Raw genomic sequence first — 21,918 nt, forward strand, 5'->3', positions numbered from 1 at the left:
AATTAGTTCGATTTATAGAGTTCGATTAATTCTTCTTCCGTAATCTTCAACAGTTTGGCAGTCTGGAAGAATTTGGGAGCTTCTACCTGGATGAAATTTTCCTTCTTTTCCTTCAGGATGATCTGAATGGCATTTTCAGCTACAAATAGGCCTAATCCCCTTTTATTGAAAATAATTTCATCTTGCTGGAGCTTGTCATAAGCTCTCATGACGGTATTGGGGTTTACTTCCACAGAGGAGGCAAAGTCCCGGACAGAGAGGATCTTCTCTCCGACCTGCCATTCATCTTTAAGGATTTTCTCCATGACGATGTCGATGATCTGCAGGTATATGGGTTTATCTGATTGAAACTGCATCTAGACCTCCTTTTCCTTTAAAAAATAATAAAAACCGATATAGGTAATTAAGGCAGCAACAAAGGTCGGTACCCAGCTGTAGAAAGTATTATAGGATAGGTTGGAAATATTATAGGAATACCCTTCCCAAATATTTGAGCTAATAAAAACTCCTAAAGCTACTCCCGAGAGTAGAATGGCTGCTGAAATAACTAGGCTGTATTTCCTGAAATAGAGTGCAGCAAACAAGAAATAAGGATAGAAGAGGAAGAACAACAATGCCATCGGAGCAGATATGATCGTGAAGCTGCCGTTATAAAAGATGCTGTATTTTGATATTTCAGTGTAGAGTTTGCCCTGGCGGTCTAATGCTGCTATAACCTCGTCCCAATACTGTTGCCTGAAATATATTTCAATGATATAATTGAGGCCAAGGATAATGAGGTAATTATAGAAGAGAATGAATAGCCCGATCAATAGGTAAGCAGTTAGTTTCTGCCAGGAGTTCATCGGAATAGTGAAATCATAACTTTTATAGAATAGGTTGGAAATAAAGGTTAAATGAATGAAAGGCAACCCTACAATCAATGCAAAGCTCCATCTGATATTAGTGCTGTCCACAAGATTGATTAACATATTGTCATTGATTTCGCTTTTTGCCAATAGGAAGTAAGTAGAAATATCATTGCTGGCAAAGATCAACCCTACTAAATAGATAATAATCGCGATGACCGGAATTGAAATCAAAAAGTATCGATGAGACGCAAAAATGCAGTTGAGGTATTGAAATACTGTCTTCATAATTCAATTGGTTTAGGGTTGTTGGTAAAAGCATTAAAGAGGAATTCAATGTCCAATTTGGATTCGGATTCTGAATGGTTGTGCACTAAATAATAAGGTCCTGACAGTTCCTCTTGTACATACAACGCTTGTTCAGCATCTGCTGAGGATTTGCTGACCTTGAATTTTTTGGATAATTGATAGATGTTTTCATCTAAAACCAAGCTGCCACTTTTCATGATCATTAAATGATCAAATAATACATCTACATCACGGATTTGATGGGTTGCAATCAGGAAGATTCGGTCCTCATTGATAAACTTGCTGAGTAATTTTCTGAAGACTGCCTTAGAAGGGATATCCAATCCATTGGTTGGTTCGTCCATCAACAGGACCGAACTGTTGCAGGCTAATGCAAAAGAAAGATGGACCTTACGGTGCTGTCCTAATGAAAGTGCTCTAAGCCTATTGCTGATCGGGATATTAAACTCCTTGATACAGTCCAAGTACTGTTGATGGTCGTACTTGCTGTAGAACGCACCATACAGTTTTCCGAATTGTTCGATCCCAAGATCAGGTAATTTGCTGTAATCTGGGAGAAAATAAACCTCATTGAAATATTCGGCAATCCGTTCTGAACTGAAATGTCCTTTGAATTCGATGCTTCCATCCTTTGGTATCAACATGCCGACGATAAGCTTCAGTAAAGTGGTCTTGCCCTCACCGTTTAACCCCAATAAGCCATATATGCTTCCGGGTTTTAAAGTTGTGTTTATATTCCAAAGAATATTCTTGTTCGGTTTATAATAATACGATAATGATTTAACGGTTAACATAGCGTATTGTTTTAGTGTATTAATGTGGTAGTACACTACAAATATACAATCGTATTTATGATCTGCAAGAAAAAAGTGAAAATATTTTGAGTGATAAGGTTGTAGCGTAGAGGGGATTGCAGAAAAAATGGGCAGAATTCTTATTCTGCCCATTTTTATATTGTTTGCTCAAATTGCTTATTGTGCTGGAGCTGGCGTTTTATCTACCACTAATTTTTTGTCGCGGTTAGCGATTTCCCAAGCTGTATGGAAAACTAGTTTTTCGCGTTTAGCCATCATTGGGAAGTCGATTTTATCCACGGTATCATTTGGAGTATGATAGTCTGGGTGTAATCCTGAGAAGAAGAAAATCACTGGAATACCATGTTTGGCCAAGTTGTATTGATCAGAACGGTAATAGATGCGCATAGGATCCTTAGGGTCATCATACATGTAATCTAATTCCATTTGCGTGTAGTCTTTATTGGCTTTCTCATTGATGGCTTTCAATTCCGAACTCAACATATCTGATCCAATAGCATGGATGTAGTTGTGGTTTCCGTTCAAGTGCTTATCATCTATACGACCGATCATATCCATATTCAAACAGGTTACTGTGTTGCTCAATGGGAAGATCGGGTGCTGAGAGTAATAATTTGATCCTAATAGACCTTTCTCCTCCGCAGCAAATGCCATGAAAAGGATAGTCCTTCTAGGACCTTTGCCATCTTTTTTAGCTGCTGCGAAAGCTCTAGCCAATTCCATAACACCTACAGTTCCTGAACCGTTGTCATCTGCACCTGGGAAGAATGTGCCATCAGGAAGGATTCCGTCATGGTCATAGTGTCCAGAGATAATCACAACTTCATCTTTAAGGTCGGTTCCTTCGATTAAACCTAGTACGTTAGGGTCATGGAATTCCTCTTTCTTAACGCCCATGGTAGCATCTACTGATGCTTTAACATCAAATGAATTTGCTTTTCCTGTATTATTGATCGATTCTTTGACTTTTTCTACAGTAGTGTTTTTAGCTGCTAAGATTTGATTGGCAGTTTCCACAGTAATGTTTGCTACTGGGATATCCATGCTAGGTTGGTTGGTCTGGGTTTCATTAGATTTTAATGAAAAGCGACCTCCTGTCAAACGGTTTCCAAAACGGCTGATCATTTCTGCATTCTGAGAACTAACTGCCAAGATCATCTGTGGCTTAAGTTTGCTCAGTTCCTGGATTCTTTTGAAACGGCTTGTTGACCAATCAGAAGGTGTGGAAGTTCCAGAAATCAAAGAATTGCCGTCTTTGGTCGGTTCTCCTTCGTTGATGACCAATACCACTTTACCTGCAATATCCAAACCTTTAAGGTCATTGTATTTATCAGATTGGATACCGTAGCCTACGAAAACGATATCAGAAGCCTTAAAGTCTCTACTGTTGTTGTTGCCTTGGATAAATAGGTCCTTTCCATTTTCCAATGCTTTGTTGTTGATGCTGAATTTATCAACGATATAGGATGTTCTTTCCAATGCTACAGGTTGGAAATAAGAACCATTTACTGCTGGTGTTAAGCCTAATTCTTTGAATACATTTGCAATGTATTCAACAGTTTTTTTACCGCCTTCTTGCCCAGTTCCACGTCCTTCAAACTCGCGGGAAGCAAGAATGGTCAGGTGTTTTTTTGCCGACTCTTCGGTTAAGAGATCAGCATATTTCTTTTGATTTGCTTGTTGAGCTACCGAACAGCTGAAAAGCGACGGTATCAAAAAAGAAAGAATAAGTAATTTTTTCATTATCGATTTTAAATTGGTTATGCACAAGAAATTTTGTTCACACGGTTAGCATGACGGCCACCTTCGAAGTCTGTTGTCAAGAAGGTGCGAACAATACGTTTTGCTAGGTCAAGATCAATAAAACGAGCTGGAATACAAACGATATTTGCATCATTGTGTTGACGAGCTAGGGCTGAAATTTCCTCCAACCAGCAAATTGCAGCACGAATGCCTTGATGTTTGTTAGCTGTAATGGCAACTCCGTTTGCACTGCCACAGATCAAGATGCCTAACTCATTTTCTTTGCTCTCTACACTTGAAGATACAGGATGTGCAAAATCTGGATAGTCAACAGAATCTGCAGTAGCAGGACCGAAATCCTGAACAGTATAACCTAATTCATTTAAGAATGTGATTAATGCTGTTTTATATTCAAACCCAGCGTGATCACTGCCAATTGCGATTTTTTTAGACATGATGTATTATTTTGTATTATAAAATTCTTTTTCTGCAAGTTCCTTCGCCTTTTTAACATTCGCCGAAACCATGATGCTCAATTCGTATAAGATAAACATTGGAGCACTTACCGTCAATAACGTGATAACATCCGCTGTAGGGGTGATGATAGCTGCAATGACCAAGATGATCACAATGGCATATCTACGGCTAGCACGCATAAACTCTGGGGTCATGATTCCTATCTTAGATAAGATAAAGATCAGGATAGGAAGCAAGAAGATGATTCCACAACCTAGTGTTAAAGTCGCAATGGTCGATAGATAAGAGTCTATTGTAATCTGGTTCGTGATTTCATCACTTAATGATACGTTTGCAAGGAAGTTAACCGACAAAGGAACCACGATATAGTAGCCGAATAACGCGCCTATCACGAAGAGCACTGTGGCGTAGAACACAAAACCTCTAGCCGATTTTCTTTCAACATCGGTCAAAGCCGGTTTAATGAATAACCAGATTTCGAATAGCAGGTAAGGGAAACCCAATGCAACAGCCATCAATAGACAGGAGTTGATCTGAAGCATAAACTGACCCGCCAATTCCGTATTGATGATATTGAATGGAATCTTCTCTACACAGAAACCTTCCAGGTTCAAGGCCGCCCCAACCTTACACATCATTCTATAGGTCCAGAAGTCCAAGTTCTTCGGTCCCATGATGATCTGGTTGAAAACAAAATCGTAAAATGTAAATGAAAGGATCGCAAATACGGTAATAGCAATTACAGAACGGATGATGTGCCACCTTAGGATTTCCAAATGATCGAAGAAGGACATTTCAGCCTCGATGTTCTTTCCTTTATTCTTGATTGCCTCTATGAGTTTGATATTCTTGGACATGTAGTTTTAATGCGGTGATCTAATCGTAAGAAAACAAAAATACCATTCTTCTCTCGAAGAATGGCATGTTTTGTATATGTAAAGTAAATTTTATACAACCTCCTCATCAGGATACTCCGTAAGGTCGAAAGTTTCCATGAATTTAGTCGTGAAATTACCTGCCCTAAAGTTCGGGTCACGCATTAAACGAAGGTGAAGTGGGATGGTTGTTTTTACGCCTTCAATTACGAATTCACTTAACGCACGCTCCATCGTATTGATAGCCTCTTCACGAGTTTGGGCTACACAAATCAATTTGGCGATCATGGAATCGTAGTTAGGAGGGATAGTATATCCTGAATAAACATGCGTATCTACACGCACACCATGACCCCCAGGTGAATGGAAGTTGGTAATTTTACCTGGTGACGGACGGAAGTTGTTGAACGGATCTTCCGCATTGATACGACATTCGATTGCATGCATGGTTGGCTCGTAGCTCTTACCAGAGATCGGAATACCTGCTGCAACTTTAATCTGTTCTTTGATCAAGTCGAAGTTGATTACCTCTTCAGTAACTGGGTGCTCCACTTGGATACGTGTGTTCATTTCCATAAAGTAGAAGTTGCGGTGTTTGTCAACCAAGAACTCAATTGTTCCAGCACCTTCATATTTTACAGCTTTGGCACCTAAGATAGCAGCTTCACCCATTTTAGCACGCAATTCTGGCGTAATGAATGGAGAAGGAGCCTCTTCAACTAATTTTTGGTGTCTCCGTTGGATAGAACAGTCACGCTCAGAAAGGTGACATACTGTTCCATATTGGTCACCGATTACTTGGATTTCAATATGGCGAGGATCCTCAACATATTTCTCTAGGTAAAGACCGTCGTTTCCGAACGCTGCACCAGACTCTTGACGAGCAGAATCCCAAGCATTTTCAAAGTCTTCATCTTTCCAAATGATACGCATACCTCTACCACCACCACCGGCAGTAGCTTTAAGGATGACAGGGTAACCCATATCTTTTGCAATTTGCAAACCAGTTTTTACATCTGGCAACAAACCTTCAGAACCTGGGATAGTCGGAACACCAGCTTTCTTCATGGTCTCTTTAGCCGATGCTTTGTCTCCCATTTTTTCAATCTGTTCCGCTGTAGCACCGATGAATTTGATGCCGTACTCAGCACAGATAGCAGAAAATTTAGCGTTTTCGGATAAGAAACCATATCCAGGGTGGATTGCATCAGCATTTGTAAGTTCTGCTGCAGCAATGATATTTGGAATATTTAAATAGGAATCTTTACTAGCAGGAGGGCCGATACAAACAGCTTCATCCGCAAAGCGAACGTGTAAACTATCACGGTCAGCAGTTGAATAAACTGCAACACTTTGAATACCCATCTCTTTACAAGTACGGATAATTCGAAGTGCAATTTCACCTCTATTTGCAATTAATATTTTTTTGAACATAATACTCTTTGATGTAACACTTTATCTCTTAGCACAATAAAAAAAAGTTTCTGGAATTACTCCAAAAACTAACTAGGGTCTACTAAGAATAAAGGTTGGTCGTATTCTACAGGTTGAGCATCATTTACTAAAATCTTCACGATTTTACCTGATACTTCAGATTCGATTTCATTGAACAACTTCATTGCCTCAACGATACAGATAACCTTTCCAGGTGTAACATCATCACCTACATTCACAAATGATGCTTTGTCTGGTCCTGGAGAACGGTAAAATGTTCCGATAATTGGAGACTTAATAGTGATATATTTTGAGCTTTCATCAGCAGCAGGTGCCTGAGCTGCAGGAGCAGCAGCAACTGGTGCAGGAGCCGCAACTGGAGCAACTGCTTGAGCAACCTGAGGTGCCGGAAGTGTTGCCGTTACGTAAGTAGGCTCTTGATTAGTCTTTATCGTAATTTTAAAATCTTTCTCTTCGATCGATACTTCATTCACGCCCGATTTGGAAACGAATTTGATAAGATCTTGAATTTGTTTAATATCCATACTCATATGCTAGTAGGTTTGTTTAATAATTTTAAAAAATAAATAGCTATAAAGGTAATAATAAAATGCAGATTAATACGCCCATCTTAAATAAATAGAGCCCCATGTAAACCCGCCGCCAAATGCTGCTAAGATTAGGTTGTCTCCTTTTTTAAGCTGGCTTTCCCATTCCCATAAACACAATGGAATGGTGCCACTGGTAGTATTACCGTATTTTTGAATGTTTACCATTACTTTTTCCTCAGGTAGTCCAGCACGTTCTGCCGTTGCATCAATGATACGCTTGTTCGCCTGATGAGGAACTAACCAATTAACATCTTCCGAGGTCAATTTGTTTCTCTCCATCACTTCAACAGCTACATCAGCCATATTGGTCACGGCAAATTTAAATACTGTACGTCCTTCTTGGTAAGCGTAATGAAGGCCAGCGTCTACCGTTTCATGAGTCGCCGGGTTCAACGAACCACCGCCTTTAATGTTCAGGAACTGTCCGCCAGATCCGTCTGTTTTTAATACAGCGTCGATCAGGCCATTTCCTTCTTCATTTGGTTCCAGTAATACTGCTCCACATCCGTCTCCGAATAGGATACAGGTATTTCTGTCTTTATAATTGACTACTGATGACATCTTATCGCCACCAACAACCAATACTTTTTTGTGTTTTCCAGATTCAATGAATTGAGCTCCGGTGGTCAATCCGAATAGAAATCCCGAACAAGCTGCTTGAAGGTCAAAACCCCAAGCTTTTTTAGCTCCAATTTTGTCTGCCAAGATATTTGCTGTAGCAGGGAATAACATATCCGGCGTACTTGTACAGAAGATTATTAGGTCGATATCTTCAGCAGAAATCCCTCTTTTCTCCAATAGGCCATTTACTGCTGGCACGGCCAGGTCAGAAGTAGCTTTTGTTGGATCTTTTAATATTCTTCGCTCACGGATTCCTGTGCGGGTTACGATCCATTCGTCGTTAGTGTCTACCATTGTTTCCAACTCCTTGTTGGTCAGGATGTAGTCCGGAACGTAACCATGTACTGCAGTAATAGCTGCGTGAATTTTAGACATATGTTTTAGTTAAATGCAGATTTGATCCTCTCAATGAATTTTGAGGCGATCATATCTCTCGACAATAATACCATATTTTTTATAGCCTTCGGCGTTGAAATTCCGTGGCCAATGATTACAGGGGCATTTACCCCTAAAATTGGGCTGCCGCCATATTGCTCGTAATTGAACCTGTCAAAGAATTGGTCCTTGAAACCTTTCTTCAGAGTAACTACATAAAATGATTCAGCTAGCTTCAGTACTACATTTCCAGTGTAGCCATCACAAACAATTACATCGGCATGATCACTGAATAGATCACGGCCTTCTGCATTTCCAATAAAATTAATCTTGTTGTTTTCTTTTAAAAGAGGGTAGGTTGCGATGGTTAGGTTGTTTCCTTTTTCTTCTTCTTCACCAATATTTAGCAAGCCAACTTTTGGTGAGGATATGCCGTAAACATGTTCTGCATACAGGCTTCCAAGGATAGCAAATTGGTTCAGCATTTCCGGCTTACAGTCTGCATTGGCCCCTACGTCCAACAAGATACCAAAGCCATCCTTAAGCTTCGGTACATTGGTCGCAATGGCAGGACGCAATACGCCTGTAATGGTCTTTACGCTGAACATGGCACCTACCAGCATAGCGCCAGTGTTGCCTGCTGAAGAGAAAGAATCAATCTCTCCGTTTTTCAATAAGTCAAATCCCTTGGCTATAGAAGAGTTAGGCTTTTGGCTGATTGCTTTTGTGGGATGTTCGTGCATACCGATGTTCTCAGGTGCATGAACATAGTCAAATTTTGAGGGGTCAGATCCAGCTTCGGTAATAGCGTTTCTAATGGCTTCCTCATCACCAAATAGAACAATCCGTTGCGAATCGTCCAGCTGTTTTTGAGCTTCAATCGCTCCTTTGATATTAGAATCAGGAGCAAAATCCCCTCCCAACACGTCTAATCCAATCTTCATTCGTTATTATTTATATTATTCAATAATACGCAAAAAACATCCCAAGTGAAAGTTAATAATATAAAATATTATACTTTTTTGGGATGTTTTTAAGAAAGATGTCGTTAGACAGCAGCGGTGTTCTCAATAATTAATTTACCGTTGTAGTATAAGTTACCGTCTACTGTGTATGCGTGGTGAGGTCTGTGCACCGCGCCAGTTTCTTTACAAACAGTTAAGCTAGGTAATTCAGCTTTATAGTGTGTTCTTCTCTTGTCTCTTCTAGATTTAGAAGTTTTACGTTTTGGATGTGCCATCTCGTATCTTTTGTTTTAGTTATTTTTAATATTCTTCAATGCTTCCCAACGAGGGTCAATGTTTTCATTGTCCTCCTCAGACGAGCTTTCTTCTTCATTTTGTATCCTGTTCAACATCTCCGGGTCACATGCTATCCCTTCTCCGTTTTCATTACACTTAGGATAGGGAGGGACTGCCACATTGATGTATTCATACAGCAACGGAGCGATGTCCAATTCATAGTCGTTCTTGGATAAGGTGATCACTTCTTCCGTGTCCTCATTCCAATCTTCATCGCTGAATTTTACCAAAGCACGTTCCTTGATGTGAACTGGGGAATCAAAGGTCGATAGACAAACATCGCAAGTCAGTTTTATGGTGCCTTGAATGTCGAAATTAGCTATCAACATGTTCTCCTGTTTCTGCAAGTCGACAACCGCTTTTAGATTGCCTTCCTGTAGCAAGGAATGATCGTAACATGCAAAGAACTTCTCGTCGATTTCAAAGTCAAAACTGTGCTTACCTGTTGAAAGACCTGAAAATGGTATTCTGTATTTTTTTAGATACTTCACAATCTTGCATTTGAGCCTGCAAAAGTAACGATTAAATAAGTATAAATGAAATTTATTTTAAAAAATCGTCTAGGCTATTCGTAATAATTTTTTCCTAATTCAATTTTCGGACGGTCGTTCGCCATCCGCCATTTATTGGTGTCGCGCAATGAATACGCACAACCGCAATATTCCTGCATGTAAAACCTTTCTTTCTTGCTGATTTCCAACATTCTCGCCGAACCACCTTTCTTGCGCCAGTTGAAAGTCCAATATTCCATGTTCGGATATCGCGAAGCAGCTCTTACACCACAGTCGTTGATCTGGCTCATCGTTTTCCAACGTGAGATTCCCAATGAACTAGAGATCACATCAAAACCATTTTGGGCCGCATATTCCGCTGTTTTCTCAAAACGCATGTCAAAACACATCGTACAGCGAATGCCCCTTTCAGGTTCCTGTTCCATGCCTTTTGCCAACTCAAACCAATGATCAACATCGTAATCGGCATCAATGAATGGAATATTGTGCTTCTCAGCAAATCGGATATTCTCCTCCTTCCTTAGATCGTACTCCTTCCGTGGATGAATGTTAGGATTATAGAAATAGATCGTGAAATCTATATTTGAAGCAATCAATGCCTCCATTACCTCACCAGAACAGGGAGCACAGCAGGAGTGAAGCAAAAGCTTTTTCCCTTCGTTGGGCAATTCCAACTTCTCTCTTACAAATTCTTTGTTCTCCATTGCTTTATTATCTATTCTGCAATTTTACGGAAATACATCTATTTAACCAACTTTAACAATCTTAAAGCCCTGAGAGCTCGCCTTCAAACGATTATTTTATACATTTGTAATATAATTGATTATTTTATGAAACTGAAGTACTTATTCGCTCTCCTCGCCATCGCCACCCTCATTGGATTTTATTCCTGTGAAAAAGACGATGATGAACCACCCGCAAGCAACTCGATTTCAAGACTCTATATATCTTACTCTGATTTTAACGAAAACCCTGATTTAACGCAATTCAACAATGTTGTGCTATTGCCTAATTCAGATGATGAAGAAAATATGGGGCTTCGTGCCACTCCCTTTTTATCAAATGTGAAGGGGGGGAATACCATCTATTTCAATCCTAGTGCAAGACTCATTTTCCAATCATCAATTAATACAACGGTTACAGATACCTTCGTTTATAAGCTTAATATCGGTGAAACAGGAGCTTTGAGCAATGACAACAATAGAATTCGTCAAGGCTTGTTAAGAGATGTCCGAGGTTTAGTATTCCATCCAAGTCTGGATAAATTGTATGCCATTTCCAATGGTGGTGGAACACCGGCCTACTATGTATTCGACAGACCTAGAGGATTATCGGAATTCAGGAAACCTGGACAGACCTATCATTTCAAAAACGAAATTGTACCTTGGGATGTGACCATTGTCAAAAGTGGATTGGTGGTAAGTAAATCTGGTACGAACGGAGGAGTTGAAATTTACGACAATCTAGTTATCTCCCGAGATTCAATAGTCCAATCGGTCGAACCTTCCAAGATTCTGACGGTCTCAGATGCAGTTAATATCCGTGGAATGTCCGTTGATACAGTGAACAATATGCTAGCTCTGACAGATTTTGTACAGACTGGAACAGGAGCATCAGCCACTTACGAGGGAAGAATCCTGATCTTTGATGATTATGCGAAAATTAGTGCCGCAACTGGTGCCATTAGCCCAACACGTATCATTAAAGGGGTAAATACCAAGTTAAAACAACCAGTGGATGTAGAACTTGATTTCAGAAAGGACAGCAAATATATCTATGTTGCTGATCCAATTTCAAAAGCAGTTTATCGATTCTTAAAGACAGACAATGGAGATGTTGCGCCAAATGCAACTTATCAATATCAGCAACCTGGTAGAGCCGAAGCTTCGGTTCCAAGAGGAATATCCCTGGATGCTCGGAATTAAATAAGAAAAATATTGAATTTATATAGGAAGACGAGGTTAATTAATCTCGTCTTCTTCGATTAAGGTCAGCAGGGTTTCCACTTCAAATTTCTTTTCCGCATTATCAACATGCTCATAGGCTGCGATCAGGTTCCTCAAAACCCTTTTTATGATCGCGATATTATCGCAGGGAAGGGTATAGTTATCAGAAAGTGGTAGGTTCAATTGTCTCAAGAAAGCATAGATATCTTCTTCCCGCATGATCTGTCCACGGTTGAAAACATTGATGTAGAATTGGACCTTATCCTGATTCTCCCCGTCTACATAGGCCAAAACAAAATGTTTGGGAAGATTGACCCCATAGATTGGAATGTCTAGCTTCTGGGCCACCAATGCATAGATACAGGCCAAACTGATCGGATTTCCCTTTTTTGTTTCCAGCACCTTATGGATAAAGGAATTTTGCGGATCATGATAGTTAGAGGTGTTTCCAGAGAGACCAAATTCCCGGAAAAGGATATTGTTGAGCAGTTTCACTTTCTCCACCGGACTCATATCATACATCAGATGGTACCAAGCATTTCTGCGCAGTTCCGCCAGTTGGTAATAAACCTGTTCTTCATGAAGATTGGGATATTGATAGCGGTTGATGATCAGCAGGCCTTCCAAGAGGTCCTCGGAGTTGTTGAGTTTCCAAAGTTGAAGGTCATTCTTGACCTGGTCATATTGGATTTTATGAATGATGTTTTCAATCCTGCTTTGTGAAAGCGGGTCAAAAGAAGATTCCCACGAGTGTTCCAATAAAGGTATAACCTCAGGCCCACATGTGATTAGTTTGTGCTCTATCTCTTGAAAAATCTCCCGGTCGGGGTCATCCAAAAGATAGATGAGTGCCTTAATTTCTTTTTCATTCACAATGAAATTTACGAAATAAAAGGCAATCCCAAAAATCCTTCAGCAAATTGTTATTTTAATTGACCATCCAACATATTGATGATGGACTTGCCGTATTCCGCATTCTTCTCAGAGTGAGTCACTTGTATGATGGTCATGCCGTCATCGTTCAGTTGTTTGAACAGCTCCATGATTTCTTCACCTTGTTTCGAATTTAGGTTTCCCGTAGGCTCATCGGCCAACAACAATCTTGGCGATCCTGCCAATGCCCTCGCAATGCCCACCACTTGTTGCTGTCCACCTGAAAGTTGCGCCGGAAAAAGATCCTTCTTGCCCACGATGTTAAATCGATCCAACATATCGGATACAATGCTCTTCCGTTCTGAAGACGAAAGGTTCTTGTAGATCAATGGCGTTTCAATATTTTCATAAACAGTCAACTCATCAATCAAATGGTAAGATTGAAATACATATCCGATATGCGACTGAAACAATTGCGATCTCTTTTTCGCTTTCATGTTCAGCACATCTTCCCCCATAAAATTATAACTACCCTCATCTGGTTCATCCAGCATCCCAATAACATTCAATAAAGTCGACTTCCCAGACCCAGAAGGCCCCATAATGGAAACAAAATCCCCCTCGTTGATTTGCAGATTGATATCCTTTAAAATAAAGTTTTTGGCTCCACCAACATTGTACCACTTAAAAATGTGTTCTAATTTTATCATGTTTTTTTTATAGTATTTAGTATCAAGTATTTAGTATTTAGACTTTTCCTGCTCCACAGGATCGTCTTAATTCTTCCTATTCTTTCCAATCAGGTTAATATCTCAAATCTCACATCTCATATCCACTCAAGGGCACAGCCCTTGAGTTACTCATCCCTCAAGCTATCCACCGGATTGGCCTTTGCAGCCTTCAAAGATTGGAAACTCATCGTCAAGAAGGCAATAACAACAGTAGCCAGTGCCGGAATAACAAACATCCACCAAGATATTTCAATTTTATAGGCAAAATCATCTAACCACTTATTGGACGCCCACCAAGCGATTGGTGAAGCTATAAGAATGGAAATTAAGACCAGCTTGATATAATCTTTTGAAAGCAAGCCAACGATTCCAGAAATGGAACTTCCCAATACTTTACGGATCCCTATTTCTTTCGTTCGTTGAGCGGTAGAGATAGTCACCAAACCAATTAACCCGAGGCAACTCAATAAGATGGTAACCCCTGTAGAAAGGTTGATGATTTTAGAAAACTTATGGTCCGCCTCGTACAGTTGACGGATATTCTCATCGTAAAATTTATAGGCAAATGGAGCATTTGGATATATATTCTTCCATTCTTTTTCGATTGTCTCCAAAGAAGATTTCCAAGTTTTTGGATCAGCATGTAGTTTGACGGATATGTATTGAAGCTGACCTCTAAATTTAGTAGTCAACATAGCTACCCCTTCTTTTTCAGTATGAAAAGATTTGCTGGTATAGTTTGAGGTAATACCTGTAATCGTTCTGTCCTTACCATAGGCACTTACGGCTTTTCCAATCGCTTCTTCAGGACTTTTGAAGCCCATTTCTTCGATAGCTAATTCATTTAGGATGATTCCTGAACTGGTATCTGCCAATGTCATATTTCTTCCGGCAAGCAACTTAATCCCATAAACATCTAAATAGTCTTTGTCTACAAACTTGAAAGGCACATTCACTTTCACTACTCCAGTGTCCGCTGTGGAAGAAACAAAGTTCCCCCAATGGTTATTGGACAATGGTAAATGACCTAGGGCCACCCCAGCAACCTGACTATGTTTTAACAAAGCATCCTTAAATACATAAGGGTCGACATCAGCATTTTGATCGACCTTATAAGGTAATTGCATTGTAATCAATGCTTGATGGTTAAACCCAAGGTCTGAAGTCATGGTATGTTTCATTTGCATCCCCATGATAAAGGTGGAAACAACAAAGCCCTGTGCAATGACAAATTGAAATATGATCAATACCTTTCTGATGGAAATGCTTCCAACCGATAATTTTCCAATTCCTTTCATCTTGATGACCTCAGAGATCTGAACCTTGTTGATCAGGTAAGCAGGATAAAGGCTCGAAGCAATGCTAATGAAAATGACTAAGCCTATTATGAAGATACTTACTGGCAAAATATCTGAAAATGAATTCAGGTTTGCTGGTAAATAAGAGGCAAATGCTTTTTCGAATATTTTGGTTAAGGGCCAAGATAGAAATAGAGCGAACAGACTAATGAAAAATGTTTCCAGCAAAAATGATTTGGTGACATCAAAAGGTTGTTCGCCTAATGTTTTGCGGATGCCAATTTCCTTGGCTCGATAAGGTACTTGAGCTGTAGTCAGATTGATGTAGTTGATGGTCGCTAATAAGAGTAAAAATATTCCTATTCCGATGAATCCATAAACTACTTTAATATTCGAACTGTTCTGAAGGTTCTTGTCAAAATGTACATCGGCAAGAGGAGTTACACCAGCTCTGGCCTTGGTATTCATTTCAGCGAATTCCGTTTTGGTCATTTCATGGATTTTCTTGCTGACTTCATTTACAAAAGCATCCCTATTGTTTGGCGACTTTAATTTAACAAATAAAGTGATATCAGACATAAAGGAAACCCAAAGGTCTGAATTCCAATTTCTGTCCGATATCTTTACAAATTCCTTTGCCAAAAAGCTACTTGGACTTTCCAGATCTTTTACGACTCCAGAAACAGAAAAGAGTGTCGTGTCATACATTAATGTTTTTCCAACAACTTCTTTGGGATCCATATTTGGGAAATATTGATTCGCCCTACTGCTGGTTAGTATGACCTCATCTGGGTGCTGTAAAGCTTTATTGGGATTTCCAGCCAACCATTCATAAGGAACCATTTTGAAATAATCACTCGTAGTTTCAATGATGTTCTCTTGATCTTCAATTGTAAAACTCTCCTTGGAGTCCGAACTGTTCCTGATTTTTGGATAATACTTCCTATTGACCGGAACCGAAAGCTCTACACTCGAAAGGTTCTCTTTAATATATCTGGCTAATGGAGTTGGAACCCCATCAAACCGATCAGTAGAACCTACCTCATCGAAAACCCCATATACCTTGAATATTTTCTCCCCTTCAGCATGGTTCTTGTCAAAACTCAATTCGTAGTTCACCAGCCTAAAAACGATCCAACAGGCACTGATCCCAATGGCCAAGCCTATAATATTCAGGAAGGTAAATAACTTATTCTTCCATAATTTCCTAAAAATCAAATTCAAGTTCTTCATAATCTTATTAGTTGAAACTAAATCCCCAATTCAATCTTATTAAGGGATGGACATAGGTCTAAATACTAAATACTTAATACTAAATACTTTAAAAAAATCATTCATCCTTCAAACTGTCCACCGGATTTGCGCTTGCTGCCTTAAACGCCTGGCCTCCAATGGTCATAAATGAAATCATGAGGGTAATCAAGCCAGCAGCAAAGAATATCCACCATTCAATATGGATATGGTAAACAAAGTTGTTGAGCCATTTATCCATGGCCCAATACCCTAATGGAATAGCAATTATAAATGCCAAGACTACCAATTTTATGAAATCAGAAGTCAATAGAGCCACCAGTTTACTTACCGAAGCACCCAACACCTTTCTGATACCAATCTCTTTAACGCGTTGCTGTGCTGTATAGGCAGATATTGCAAAGAGACCGATACAAGCAATTACTATGGTGACTAAGGCAAAGAGTTGCATAATCTTGGTAGTTTGTTGCTCTTGTTTGTAAAGTGCAGCATAATCATCATCCAAGAAATGATAATTAAAGGTGGTATTAGGTAATATTTTGTTAAAGGCTACCTGTATATCCTGTAAAGCTTGAGTCGTATTGGCACCTGCATTTATCTTTACAAAAACATTCCCAAAATAGCTGTATTCAGGAAATAACGCTACTGATCGAACTTCTTCTTTCAATGAAGCAAAGTTGAAATTGTCTACCACTGCCTTCACAGGTCCCCTTCTTCCATTAATATTGACGGTCTTCCCGATTGCTTCCTCTGGAGTCCACCCAATTCTTTCTGCCGCCATTTTATTGATGATGATGGCTACAGATCGCGTAGCAGAAGTGTCCTTAGCTTTGATGATATCCGTTTCGTTCAATGGTTCCCCAGCGAGAATTGGAATTTCAAAAGTCGGCAAAAAGTCTCGTTCGATCGGCAATGCCGTAATATCCATGCTGAAGTTTGGATTCTTGCCTTCAGAGGTTTCCAAAGAATAACCACCCTGCACATTGACAGGCGAATCATAAGAGGCCGAAATACTTTTGATGGATCCGATGTTCTTAAGTTCATTTTTCAAGTTTTCCACCCCTGTAGATTGTAATACGTCTCCATCCAAAACAACAATCTGAGAACGGTTCAGGCCAGTATCCATGGTCTGGATAAATTGCATCTGCCTATAGGCAAACAAAGTACAGATCACTAAAAATATCGAAATGCAATATTGGAAGGTTATCAAAATCTTGGCAATTGAAAACTTTGTCTTACTCGACTTTAGTTGACCCTTGATGACGCTGATAGGTTTGAATTGTGCAATGACCCATGCTGGCCAACCTGATGCAATAAAATTCAATACAACGAAGAAGGTTAATATAGCAAAATAGAAAGATGGATTTGACCATAGTTCGAGTTTCATGGGAACACCTAAATATACGCTGAATACAGGTAATAATATCCAAGCAAGCAGAAGCCCCAACAGTAAAGCTATTCCAACCATCATTCCACCTTCCACAATAAATTGATTGAAAATTCCCTTTTTGTGAGCACCAATGACTTTTCGAACGGCGATCTCTTTAGCCCTCTCCGTAGCATGGGCTAGGGATAGATTGGTAAAGTTTACCGCCGAGATCAGTAGGAGGGCAGCTGCTAAGAAGCCGAAGATATACAGGTACAATAGGTTTCCTGAACCAGCTGCTTTGGAATGTAAGTGCACTGTTTCTATGTTTTCAAGATTGATCTTAATGGTATAACCCGCATCATATTGCTCTTTCAGTTGATGCTTCATAAAGGCATCTACCTTTTCCTGTAATGCCTGCTGATTGACATTCGCTTTCAACAAAACAAAAGTGATGTCATTTGCTGATCCCCATTGAGGTTCTTGTTGGTATCTCTTCAAGCCTTTGTTTGATAGCAAAGCAGAAAACTTGATTTCGGTATAGGTTGGTAAATCCTCGATGACCGCTGTTATGGTCCAAGGTGATTTATCGATCATAATCGTTTTACCAATAGCATTTTCATTCGAAAAATACTTCTTAGCCAACGATTCAGTCAATACAATATCATTCGGATTCGATAGTGCAACATTTACATTTCCTGAAAGGACCTTATAATCTAAGACTTTTAAAAAATCCTCATCCACATATTTTAGACCAGACTCTTTAATTGATTCCGAGCCATTTTCGATCAAGGCAGCATTATTGTAAGTATACATCCTGACGGCTTTCTCGATTTCAGGAAATTCCTTTGCAAAGACCGGAGCTACAGCCGTAGGAGTAACCCTCCAATAGGTGAAATCCGCATCCTCCGGAGCTTTCACGGAAGAAGTAACCAGCGAAACCCGATCCGAATTGGATAGATATCGATCATAACTCAACTCATGGTAAACATAGGCCAACAACAATAAAAAACAGGTTATCCCCAATGCTAAACTGGCAATATTGATAATCGAAAAACCCTTGTTTTTGCGAATGTTCCGAAGAGCTATCTTTAAATTATTCATGTTAATATTGGTAATGTGTTTCCCTTCGAGTTAATGCCTAATTGCATTGAGCTATTTACCCGCTGAATTAAAATACAATACATTTGCCATTAATGTAAAGTGTTGAAAAACAGATTAATGCAATTGTTTAGGGTGTTTAACATGTTCGATATCGAACGCTTTTTGTTCGGTACTGAACGGTCGGGAGGATAATAGAGAGCAGACACAAGTCAACAGAACTCTCGGCTGGGTTATTGCGAGAGAATCAACAGATTAGAAATTAGAGGGATTCAGAGTAAAACGAAGAATCTAATTTTCAGACATAAGACACAAGACAATAGACAAAAGAAATTTCTGGCGGGCTAATGCCGGGAATTTAAAGTTTTGAAATTAGAGGGATTCAGAGTACAAAGAAGAATCTGTTTTATATTTTTTTATGGATAGGGGTCATTTCGAAATCGTAAGATGAGAAAACTATTTTTTATAGATAAATACCAATAAAAGGAATAAGTTGAAAAATATTTCAATCCTGCTAGGGGTTTTATTTTGTCTTATTTTTCGGTTAAACCTTCATTTTGAGGTCTATCCGAATTAGGTTGGATCTTTCATAACCTATATTTTAATGTTATGAACATTTATGATTGCATTAGCGAACAGTTCCTTGACCGAAGGTCAAGGATGACAGGGTCGTTAGGTATGGGGAAGTCAAACCCCATCCTGGGGTATTCCCAGATCTTGGTCTATCCTCCCATCCCTTTCCATCCTGGTTCAAATCCAAAATCTTGGCCCATCCTCCCATCCCTTTCATCCAGGTTCAAACTCTAACCCCTGTTAATAATTCCATCCCCATTAAAAGCCATCGGTCTAAATACTAAATACTTAATACTAAATACTTAAAAAAAATCACTCATCCTTCAAGCTATTGACAGGATTGATCCTTCCAATTCTAAGAGCATGATAACAAATGGTGCAGAAAGCAATAAACAGGCTTATACCACCAGCTGCTAAAAACACCCATGGCTTAATATCAATTCTATAGCTAAAATCTTTCAACCAATTGTTCATTGCCCACCATGCAATTGGTGAAGCGATGATAATTGCAATAAAAACCAGTTTTATAAAATCTGTAGAAAGCAATTTGATAATCCCTGGAAGGCTTGCACCTAATACTTTTCGGATACCGATTTCTTTTGTCCGCTGTTGAGTGACAAATGCTGCCAAGCCAAACAATCCCAAGCAGGCAATAAAAATGGCGAATACAGCAAAGGTTGAAACGATCGCTTGAGTGCGTTGTACATCGGCATATAGTTTTTCAAAACCTTCATCTAAGAAAGAATATTGAATTTTCTGATTAGGTGAGAAGCTGCTCCATACTTTATTGATTTCAGCAAGGGTCTGTTCAAGGTTGTTGGTATTTAGCTTAATGGAAATCATATTAGGGCTACCACCAATCATCAAAGCCAATGGTTTTACCGCCTCGCCTTTCATATCGCCAAAAATAAAATCTTCAACCACCCCGATGATGGTAAAGGTTGCGAAATTCCGGATCTTGGCTCCGATGGGATTTTTTATGCCGAGTTCCTTAACCATACTTTGGTTGACGACGACTGTTGCAGAGTCGGTTGGCATCTCCATATTAAAATTCCTGCCTTCAATCAGTTTGATACCAAATGTCTTTAGGTAATCTACATCGACCACCCAATTTTGCCCGCCAATTCCTACATCCTCATTCTGCCTGCCATCGATCCAATAGGCATTGCCATTCCGTCTTACCCCATCCATCATGACCGGTAAATAATCACCAACCGAAACCGAGGATACAGTCGAAATACCTTTCAGTTCCTCTTTCATCGCTTTTTGCTTTCCATCCAAAGTTCCTGTCCCGCGTAAAACCAAGACCTGTTCCTTATTAAAACCTAAATCTTTGTGGAGAATATATTTTACCTGTTGATTGATGATTAATGTTCCTATGATCAGGATTATTGATGTAGAAAATTGAAAGACCACCAATCCATTTCTAAACCAGTTGTTCCCAGATTTTAGATTGAGTTTTCCTTTGAGAACGGCAATTGGTTTAAAGGAAGAAAGATATAGGGCAGGATAAACACCCGAAATGATGCCTATAAAACATCCAAAGAATAAGAGTGAAGGAATATAAACTAAATTCTTCCATGGGAAAGTCAAAGATTTGCCAGCTATGCCATTAAAATAAGGCAATAAAAGATAAGCAATGGCGATGGCAATCAATATCGAAATTAGGGAATATAATAACGATTCAGTAATAAACTGCCAAATCAGTGAACTGCGGTCAGAACCAATCGTTTTTCTTACACCAACCTCCTTAGCACGCGTATTTGCATTGGCAGTGGAAAGATTGATGAAATTGATGATGGCAATAATCAATATTAAAGCTGCTATTCCGGCAAAGATGTAGACCAATTGGGCATCACCTCGATTCTGGTTTTCAATCTTGTTATTTTGGATCCCTTTTGAATGCAAGTGAATATCTTTCAACGGCTGTAAGGTCATTTTCGCAGACTTCCATATTTCTTCATTGACCGCCATTCCGGCCTGTACTACGGCAGGTCGATAATGATCATCAATATAGGATCTGGTTAGTTTTTTCTCTAGTTGAGTAATATCAGTTCCATCCTTTACTTTGAAATAGGTCGAATAATTGGAGGCTAACCAGTTCTGTTTCTCCCCAGGGTAAGGTTCATGACCACTTAAGGTCATAAAGAAATCAAAGCCGTAAAAGTTCGAGTTGGTTGGGATATCATCGATTACAGCGGTTATGCTATAGCCCTTAGATTTATCATTGTTTAGATAAATAATCTTTCCAATAGGATCTCCTTTGAATAACTTCTCAGCCTTACTTTTGGTAATGACAATCGTATTGGGATTATCCAAAGCATGATTTAAGGTGCCAAAAACCGTTTCCATCGGAAACATGTCCATTATGCCTTGATCGACAAAACAAAACCCTTCCTCGCTAAACAGTTCCGGATTTTCATTCGTAGCAACCTGATTACTGCCTGCACCAAAAAGCGGATTCGATAATACGCGACCAAAAGCTGTAATTTCAGGGAACTCCTCCTTCAATTCAGGCCCAGCTGGAGCCGGCATAGAAACGCCCTTCTGTACCACATTATCCCTTGTAATTACTCCTACAACCCTGAATATCTGATTAGAGTCCTTATAGAATTTATCATAACTCAATTCATGCTGTATATAAAGCACAATCAATAAGCAAATAGCCATGCTAAATGCAAATCCCCCAATCTTGATTATGGAATAAAACCTCTGATTCTTGAGGTTCCTCCAAGCGATTTTTATATTGTTTTGAAACATTTTTTTCTTAGTATTTAGTAGCTAGTATTTAGTATTAAGACTCGCATGTATCAATTATATTTACGTTTTAGAAATTTTAAGTTCAGTTTTATAGACTC

20 protein-coding genes are annotated in these 21,918 nt (G+C 39.3%); 1 reads left to right on the forward strand and 19 read right to left on the reverse strand.

Annotation, left to right across the window (positions count from 1 at the left end; genetic code table 11):
- Positions 1-2 precede the first annotated feature (2 nt).
- The 13 genes from ACWIB3_RS02120 to ACWIB3_RS02180 all read right to left on the reverse strand — a co-directional run bounded on the left by ACWIB3_RS02120 (position 3) and on the right by ACWIB3_RS02180 (position 10,625).
- Positions 3-356, reverse strand: coding sequence for a GntR family transcriptional regulator (locus ACWIB3_RS02120; RefSeq protein ID WP_185215980.1), 354 nt, complete (start codon positions 354-356; stop codon positions 3-5).
- Positions 357-1,136, reverse strand: coding sequence for a hypothetical protein (locus ACWIB3_RS02125; protein WP_454290749.1), 780 nt, complete (start codon positions 1,134-1,136; stop codon positions 357-359). It abuts the gene before it with no gap.
- Positions 1,133-2,104: an ATP-binding cassette domain-containing protein gene (locus ACWIB3_RS02130; protein ID WP_454290750.1), complete on the reverse strand. Its 972-nt coding sequence runs from the start codon at positions 2,102-2,104 to the stop codon at positions 1,133-1,135. Before ACWIB3_RS02130 ends, ACWIB3_RS02125 begins: the two co-directional genes overlap by 4 nt.
- Positions 2,105-2,128: 24 nt before the next feature.
- The gene (locus ACWIB3_RS02135) at positions 2,129-3,715 is read right to left on the reverse strand and encodes a M28 family peptidase (RefSeq protein WP_454290751.1); all 1,587 of its coding nucleotides are present in this window, start codon (positions 3,713-3,715) and stop codon (positions 2,129-2,131) included.
- A gap of 17 nt (positions 3,716-3,732) precedes the next feature.
- A complete protein-coding gene (gene rpiB / locus ACWIB3_RS02140; RefSeq protein ID WP_185211093.1) occupies positions 3,733-4,170 on the reverse strand; it encodes a ribose 5-phosphate isomerase B in 438 nt (145 codons plus the stop codon).
- 6 nt (positions 4,171-4,176) lie between these two features.
- Positions 4,177-5,049 carry a twin-arginine translocase subunit TatC gene (gene tatC / locus ACWIB3_RS02145; RefSeq protein WP_185211091.1) on the reverse strand — a complete coding sequence of 291 codons (873 nt, stop codon included), beginning with the start codon at positions 5,047-5,049 and terminating at the stop codon, positions 4,177-4,179.
- Positions 5,050-5,139: 90 nt separating this feature from the next.
- Positions 5,140-6,501 carry an acetyl-CoA carboxylase biotin carboxylase subunit gene (gene accC, locus ACWIB3_RS02150; protein ID WP_185211089.1) on the reverse strand — a complete coding sequence of 454 codons (1,362 nt, stop codon included), beginning with the start codon at positions 6,499-6,501 and terminating at the stop codon, positions 5,140-5,142.
- A 68-nt stretch (positions 6,502-6,569) separates the two neighbouring features.
- Positions 6,570-7,052, reverse strand: a complete 483-nt coding sequence (gene accB / locus ACWIB3_RS02155) for an acetyl-CoA carboxylase biotin carboxyl carrier protein (protein WP_185211087.1) — start codon at positions 7,050-7,052, stop codon at positions 6,570-6,572.
- 66 nt (positions 7,053-7,118) lie between these two features.
- Positions 7,119-8,108: a beta-ketoacyl-ACP synthase III gene (locus ACWIB3_RS02160; RefSeq protein WP_185211085.1), complete on the reverse strand. Its 990-nt coding sequence runs from the start codon at positions 8,106-8,108 to the stop codon at positions 7,119-7,121.
- A 5-nt stretch (positions 8,109-8,113) separates the two neighbouring features.
- Positions 8,114-9,052, reverse strand: a complete 939-nt coding sequence (plsX, locus tag ACWIB3_RS02165) for a phosphate acyltransferase PlsX (RefSeq protein WP_185211083.1) — start codon at positions 9,050-9,052, stop codon at positions 8,114-8,116.
- A 104-nt stretch (positions 9,053-9,156) separates the two neighbouring features.
- Positions 9,157-9,348, reverse strand: coding sequence for a 50S ribosomal protein L32 (rpmF, locus tag ACWIB3_RS02170; protein WP_093100719.1), 192 nt, complete (start codon positions 9,346-9,348; stop codon positions 9,157-9,159).
- Positions 9,349-9,363: 15 nt separating this feature from the next.
- Positions 9,364-9,900 carry a YceD family protein gene (locus ACWIB3_RS02175; protein WP_254526413.1) on the reverse strand — a complete coding sequence of 179 codons (537 nt, stop codon included), beginning with the start codon at positions 9,898-9,900 and terminating at the stop codon, positions 9,364-9,366.
- A gap of 74 nt (positions 9,901-9,974) precedes the next feature.
- Positions 9,975-10,625 carry an epoxyqueuosine reductase QueH gene (locus tag ACWIB3_RS02180; RefSeq protein WP_185211080.1) on the reverse strand — a complete coding sequence of 217 codons (651 nt, stop codon included), beginning with the start codon at positions 10,623-10,625 and terminating at the stop codon, positions 9,975-9,977.
- A 126-nt stretch (positions 10,626-10,751) separates the two neighbouring features.
- Between ACWIB3_RS02180 and ACWIB3_RS02185 the strand changes: the two genes are divergently transcribed.
- Positions 10,752-11,846 carry a hypothetical protein gene (locus ACWIB3_RS02185; protein ID WP_185211078.1) on the forward strand — a complete coding sequence of 365 codons (1,095 nt, stop codon included), beginning with the start codon at positions 10,752-10,754 and terminating at the stop codon, positions 11,844-11,846.
- A 36-nt stretch (positions 11,847-11,882) separates the two neighbouring features.
- Here ACWIB3_RS02185 and ACWIB3_RS02190 read toward each other — a convergent pair whose 3' ends face one another.
- The 6 genes from ACWIB3_RS02190 to ACWIB3_RS02215 form a co-directional block, all read right to left on the reverse strand.
- Positions 11,883-12,743 (reverse strand): transglutaminase-like domain-containing protein, encoded by an 861-nt coding sequence (locus tag ACWIB3_RS02190; RefSeq protein ID WP_374670339.1) that lies wholly within the window; start codon positions 12,741-12,743, stop codon positions 11,883-11,885.
- A gap of 47 nt (positions 12,744-12,790) precedes the next feature.
- A complete protein-coding gene (locus ACWIB3_RS02195; RefSeq protein ID WP_185211074.1) occupies positions 12,791-13,450 on the reverse strand; it encodes an ABC transporter ATP-binding protein in 660 nt (219 codons plus the stop codon).
- A 146-nt stretch (positions 13,451-13,596) separates the two neighbouring features.
- Positions 13,597-16,002 (reverse strand): ABC transporter permease, encoded by a 2,406-nt coding sequence (locus ACWIB3_RS02200; RefSeq protein ID WP_454290752.1) that lies wholly within the window; start codon positions 16,000-16,002, stop codon positions 13,597-13,599.
- 97 nt (positions 16,003-16,099) lie between these two features.
- On the reverse strand, positions 16,100-18,490 hold the full coding sequence (locus tag ACWIB3_RS02205; protein ID WP_454290753.1) for an ABC transporter permease: 2,391 nt from the start codon (positions 18,488-18,490) through the stop codon (positions 16,100-16,102).
- A gap of 625 nt (positions 18,491-19,115) precedes the next feature.
- Positions 19,116-19,277 (reverse strand): hypothetical protein, encoded by a 162-nt coding sequence (locus tag ACWIB3_RS02210; protein WP_454290754.1) that lies wholly within the window; start codon positions 19,275-19,277, stop codon positions 19,116-19,118.
- 95 nt (positions 19,278-19,372) lie between these two features.
- The gene (locus ACWIB3_RS02215; RefSeq protein WP_454290755.1) at positions 19,373-21,820 is read right to left on the reverse strand and encodes an ABC transporter permease; all 2,448 of its coding nucleotides are present in this window, start codon (positions 21,818-21,820) and stop codon (positions 19,373-19,375) included.
- Between the last annotated feature and the right edge of the window lie 98 nt (positions 21,821-21,918).

The organism is Sphingobacterium sp. NPDC055431, from assembly GCF_053644255.1.

Excerpts from the sequence above, each read along its gene's own strand:
- ACWIB3_RS02120 (WP_185215980.1), bottom strand. The coding sequence starts at position 356 with ATGCAGTTTCAATCAGATAAACCCATATACCTGCAGATCATCGACATC.
- ACWIB3_RS02125 (WP_454290749.1), bottom strand. The coding sequence starts at position 1,136 with ATGAAGACAGTATTTCAATACCTCAACTGCATTTTTGCGTCTCATCGA.
- ACWIB3_RS02130 (WP_454290750.1), bottom strand. The coding sequence starts at position 2,104 with ATGGGCAGAATAAGAATTCTGCCCATTTTTTCTGCAATCCCCTCTACG.
- ACWIB3_RS02135 (WP_454290751.1), bottom strand. The coding sequence starts at position 3,715 with ATGAAAAAATTACTTATTCTTTCTTTTTTGATACCGTCGCTTTTCAGC.
- rpiB (WP_185211093.1), bottom strand. The coding sequence starts at position 4,170 with ATGTCTAAAAAAATCGCAATTGGCAGTGATCACGCTGGGTTTGAATAT.
- tatC (WP_185211091.1), bottom strand. The coding sequence starts at position 5,049 with ATGTCCAAGAATATCAAACTCATAGAGGCAATCAAGAATAAAGGAAAG.
- accC (WP_185211089.1), bottom strand. The coding sequence starts at position 6,501 with ATGTTCAAAAAAATATTAATTGCAAATAGAGGTGAAATTGCACTTCGA.
- accB (WP_185211087.1), bottom strand. The coding sequence starts at position 7,052 with ATGAGTATGGATATTAAACAAATTCAAGATCTTATCAAATTCGTTTCC.
- ACWIB3_RS02160 (WP_185211085.1), bottom strand. The coding sequence starts at position 8,108 with ATGTCTAAAATTCACGCAGCTATTACTGCAGTACATGGTTACGTTCCG.
- plsX (WP_185211083.1), bottom strand. The coding sequence starts at position 9,052 with ATGAAGATTGGATTAGACGTGTTGGGAGGGGATTTTGCTCCTGATTCT.
- rpmF (WP_093100719.1), bottom strand. The coding sequence starts at position 9,348 with ATGGCACATCCAAAACGTAAAACTTCTAAATCTAGAAGAGACAAGAGA.
- ACWIB3_RS02180 (WP_185211080.1), bottom strand. The coding sequence starts at position 10,625 with ATGGAGAACAAAGAATTTGTAAGAGAGAAGTTGGAATTGCCCAACGAA.
- ACWIB3_RS02185 (WP_185211078.1), top strand. The coding sequence starts at position 10,752 with ATGAAACTGAAGTACTTATTCGCTCTCCTCGCCATCGCCACCCTCATT.
- ACWIB3_RS02195 (WP_185211074.1), bottom strand. The coding sequence starts at position 13,450 with ATGATAAAATTAGAACACATTTTTAAGTGGTACAATGTTGGTGGAGCC.
- ACWIB3_RS02200 (WP_454290752.1), bottom strand. The coding sequence starts at position 16,002 with ATGAAGAACTTGAATTTGATTTTTAGGAAATTATGGAAGAATAAGTTA.
- ACWIB3_RS02205 (WP_454290753.1), bottom strand. The coding sequence starts at position 18,490 with ATGAATAATTTAAAGATAGCTCTTCGGAACATTCGCAAAAACAAGGGT.
- ACWIB3_RS02210 (WP_454290754.1), bottom strand. The coding sequence starts at position 19,277 with ATGAAAGGGATGGGAGGATGGGCCAAGATTTTGGATTTGAACCAGGAT.
- ACWIB3_RS02215 (WP_454290755.1), bottom strand. The coding sequence starts at position 21,820 with ATGTTTCAAAACAATATAAAAATCGCTTGGAGGAACCTCAAGAATCAG.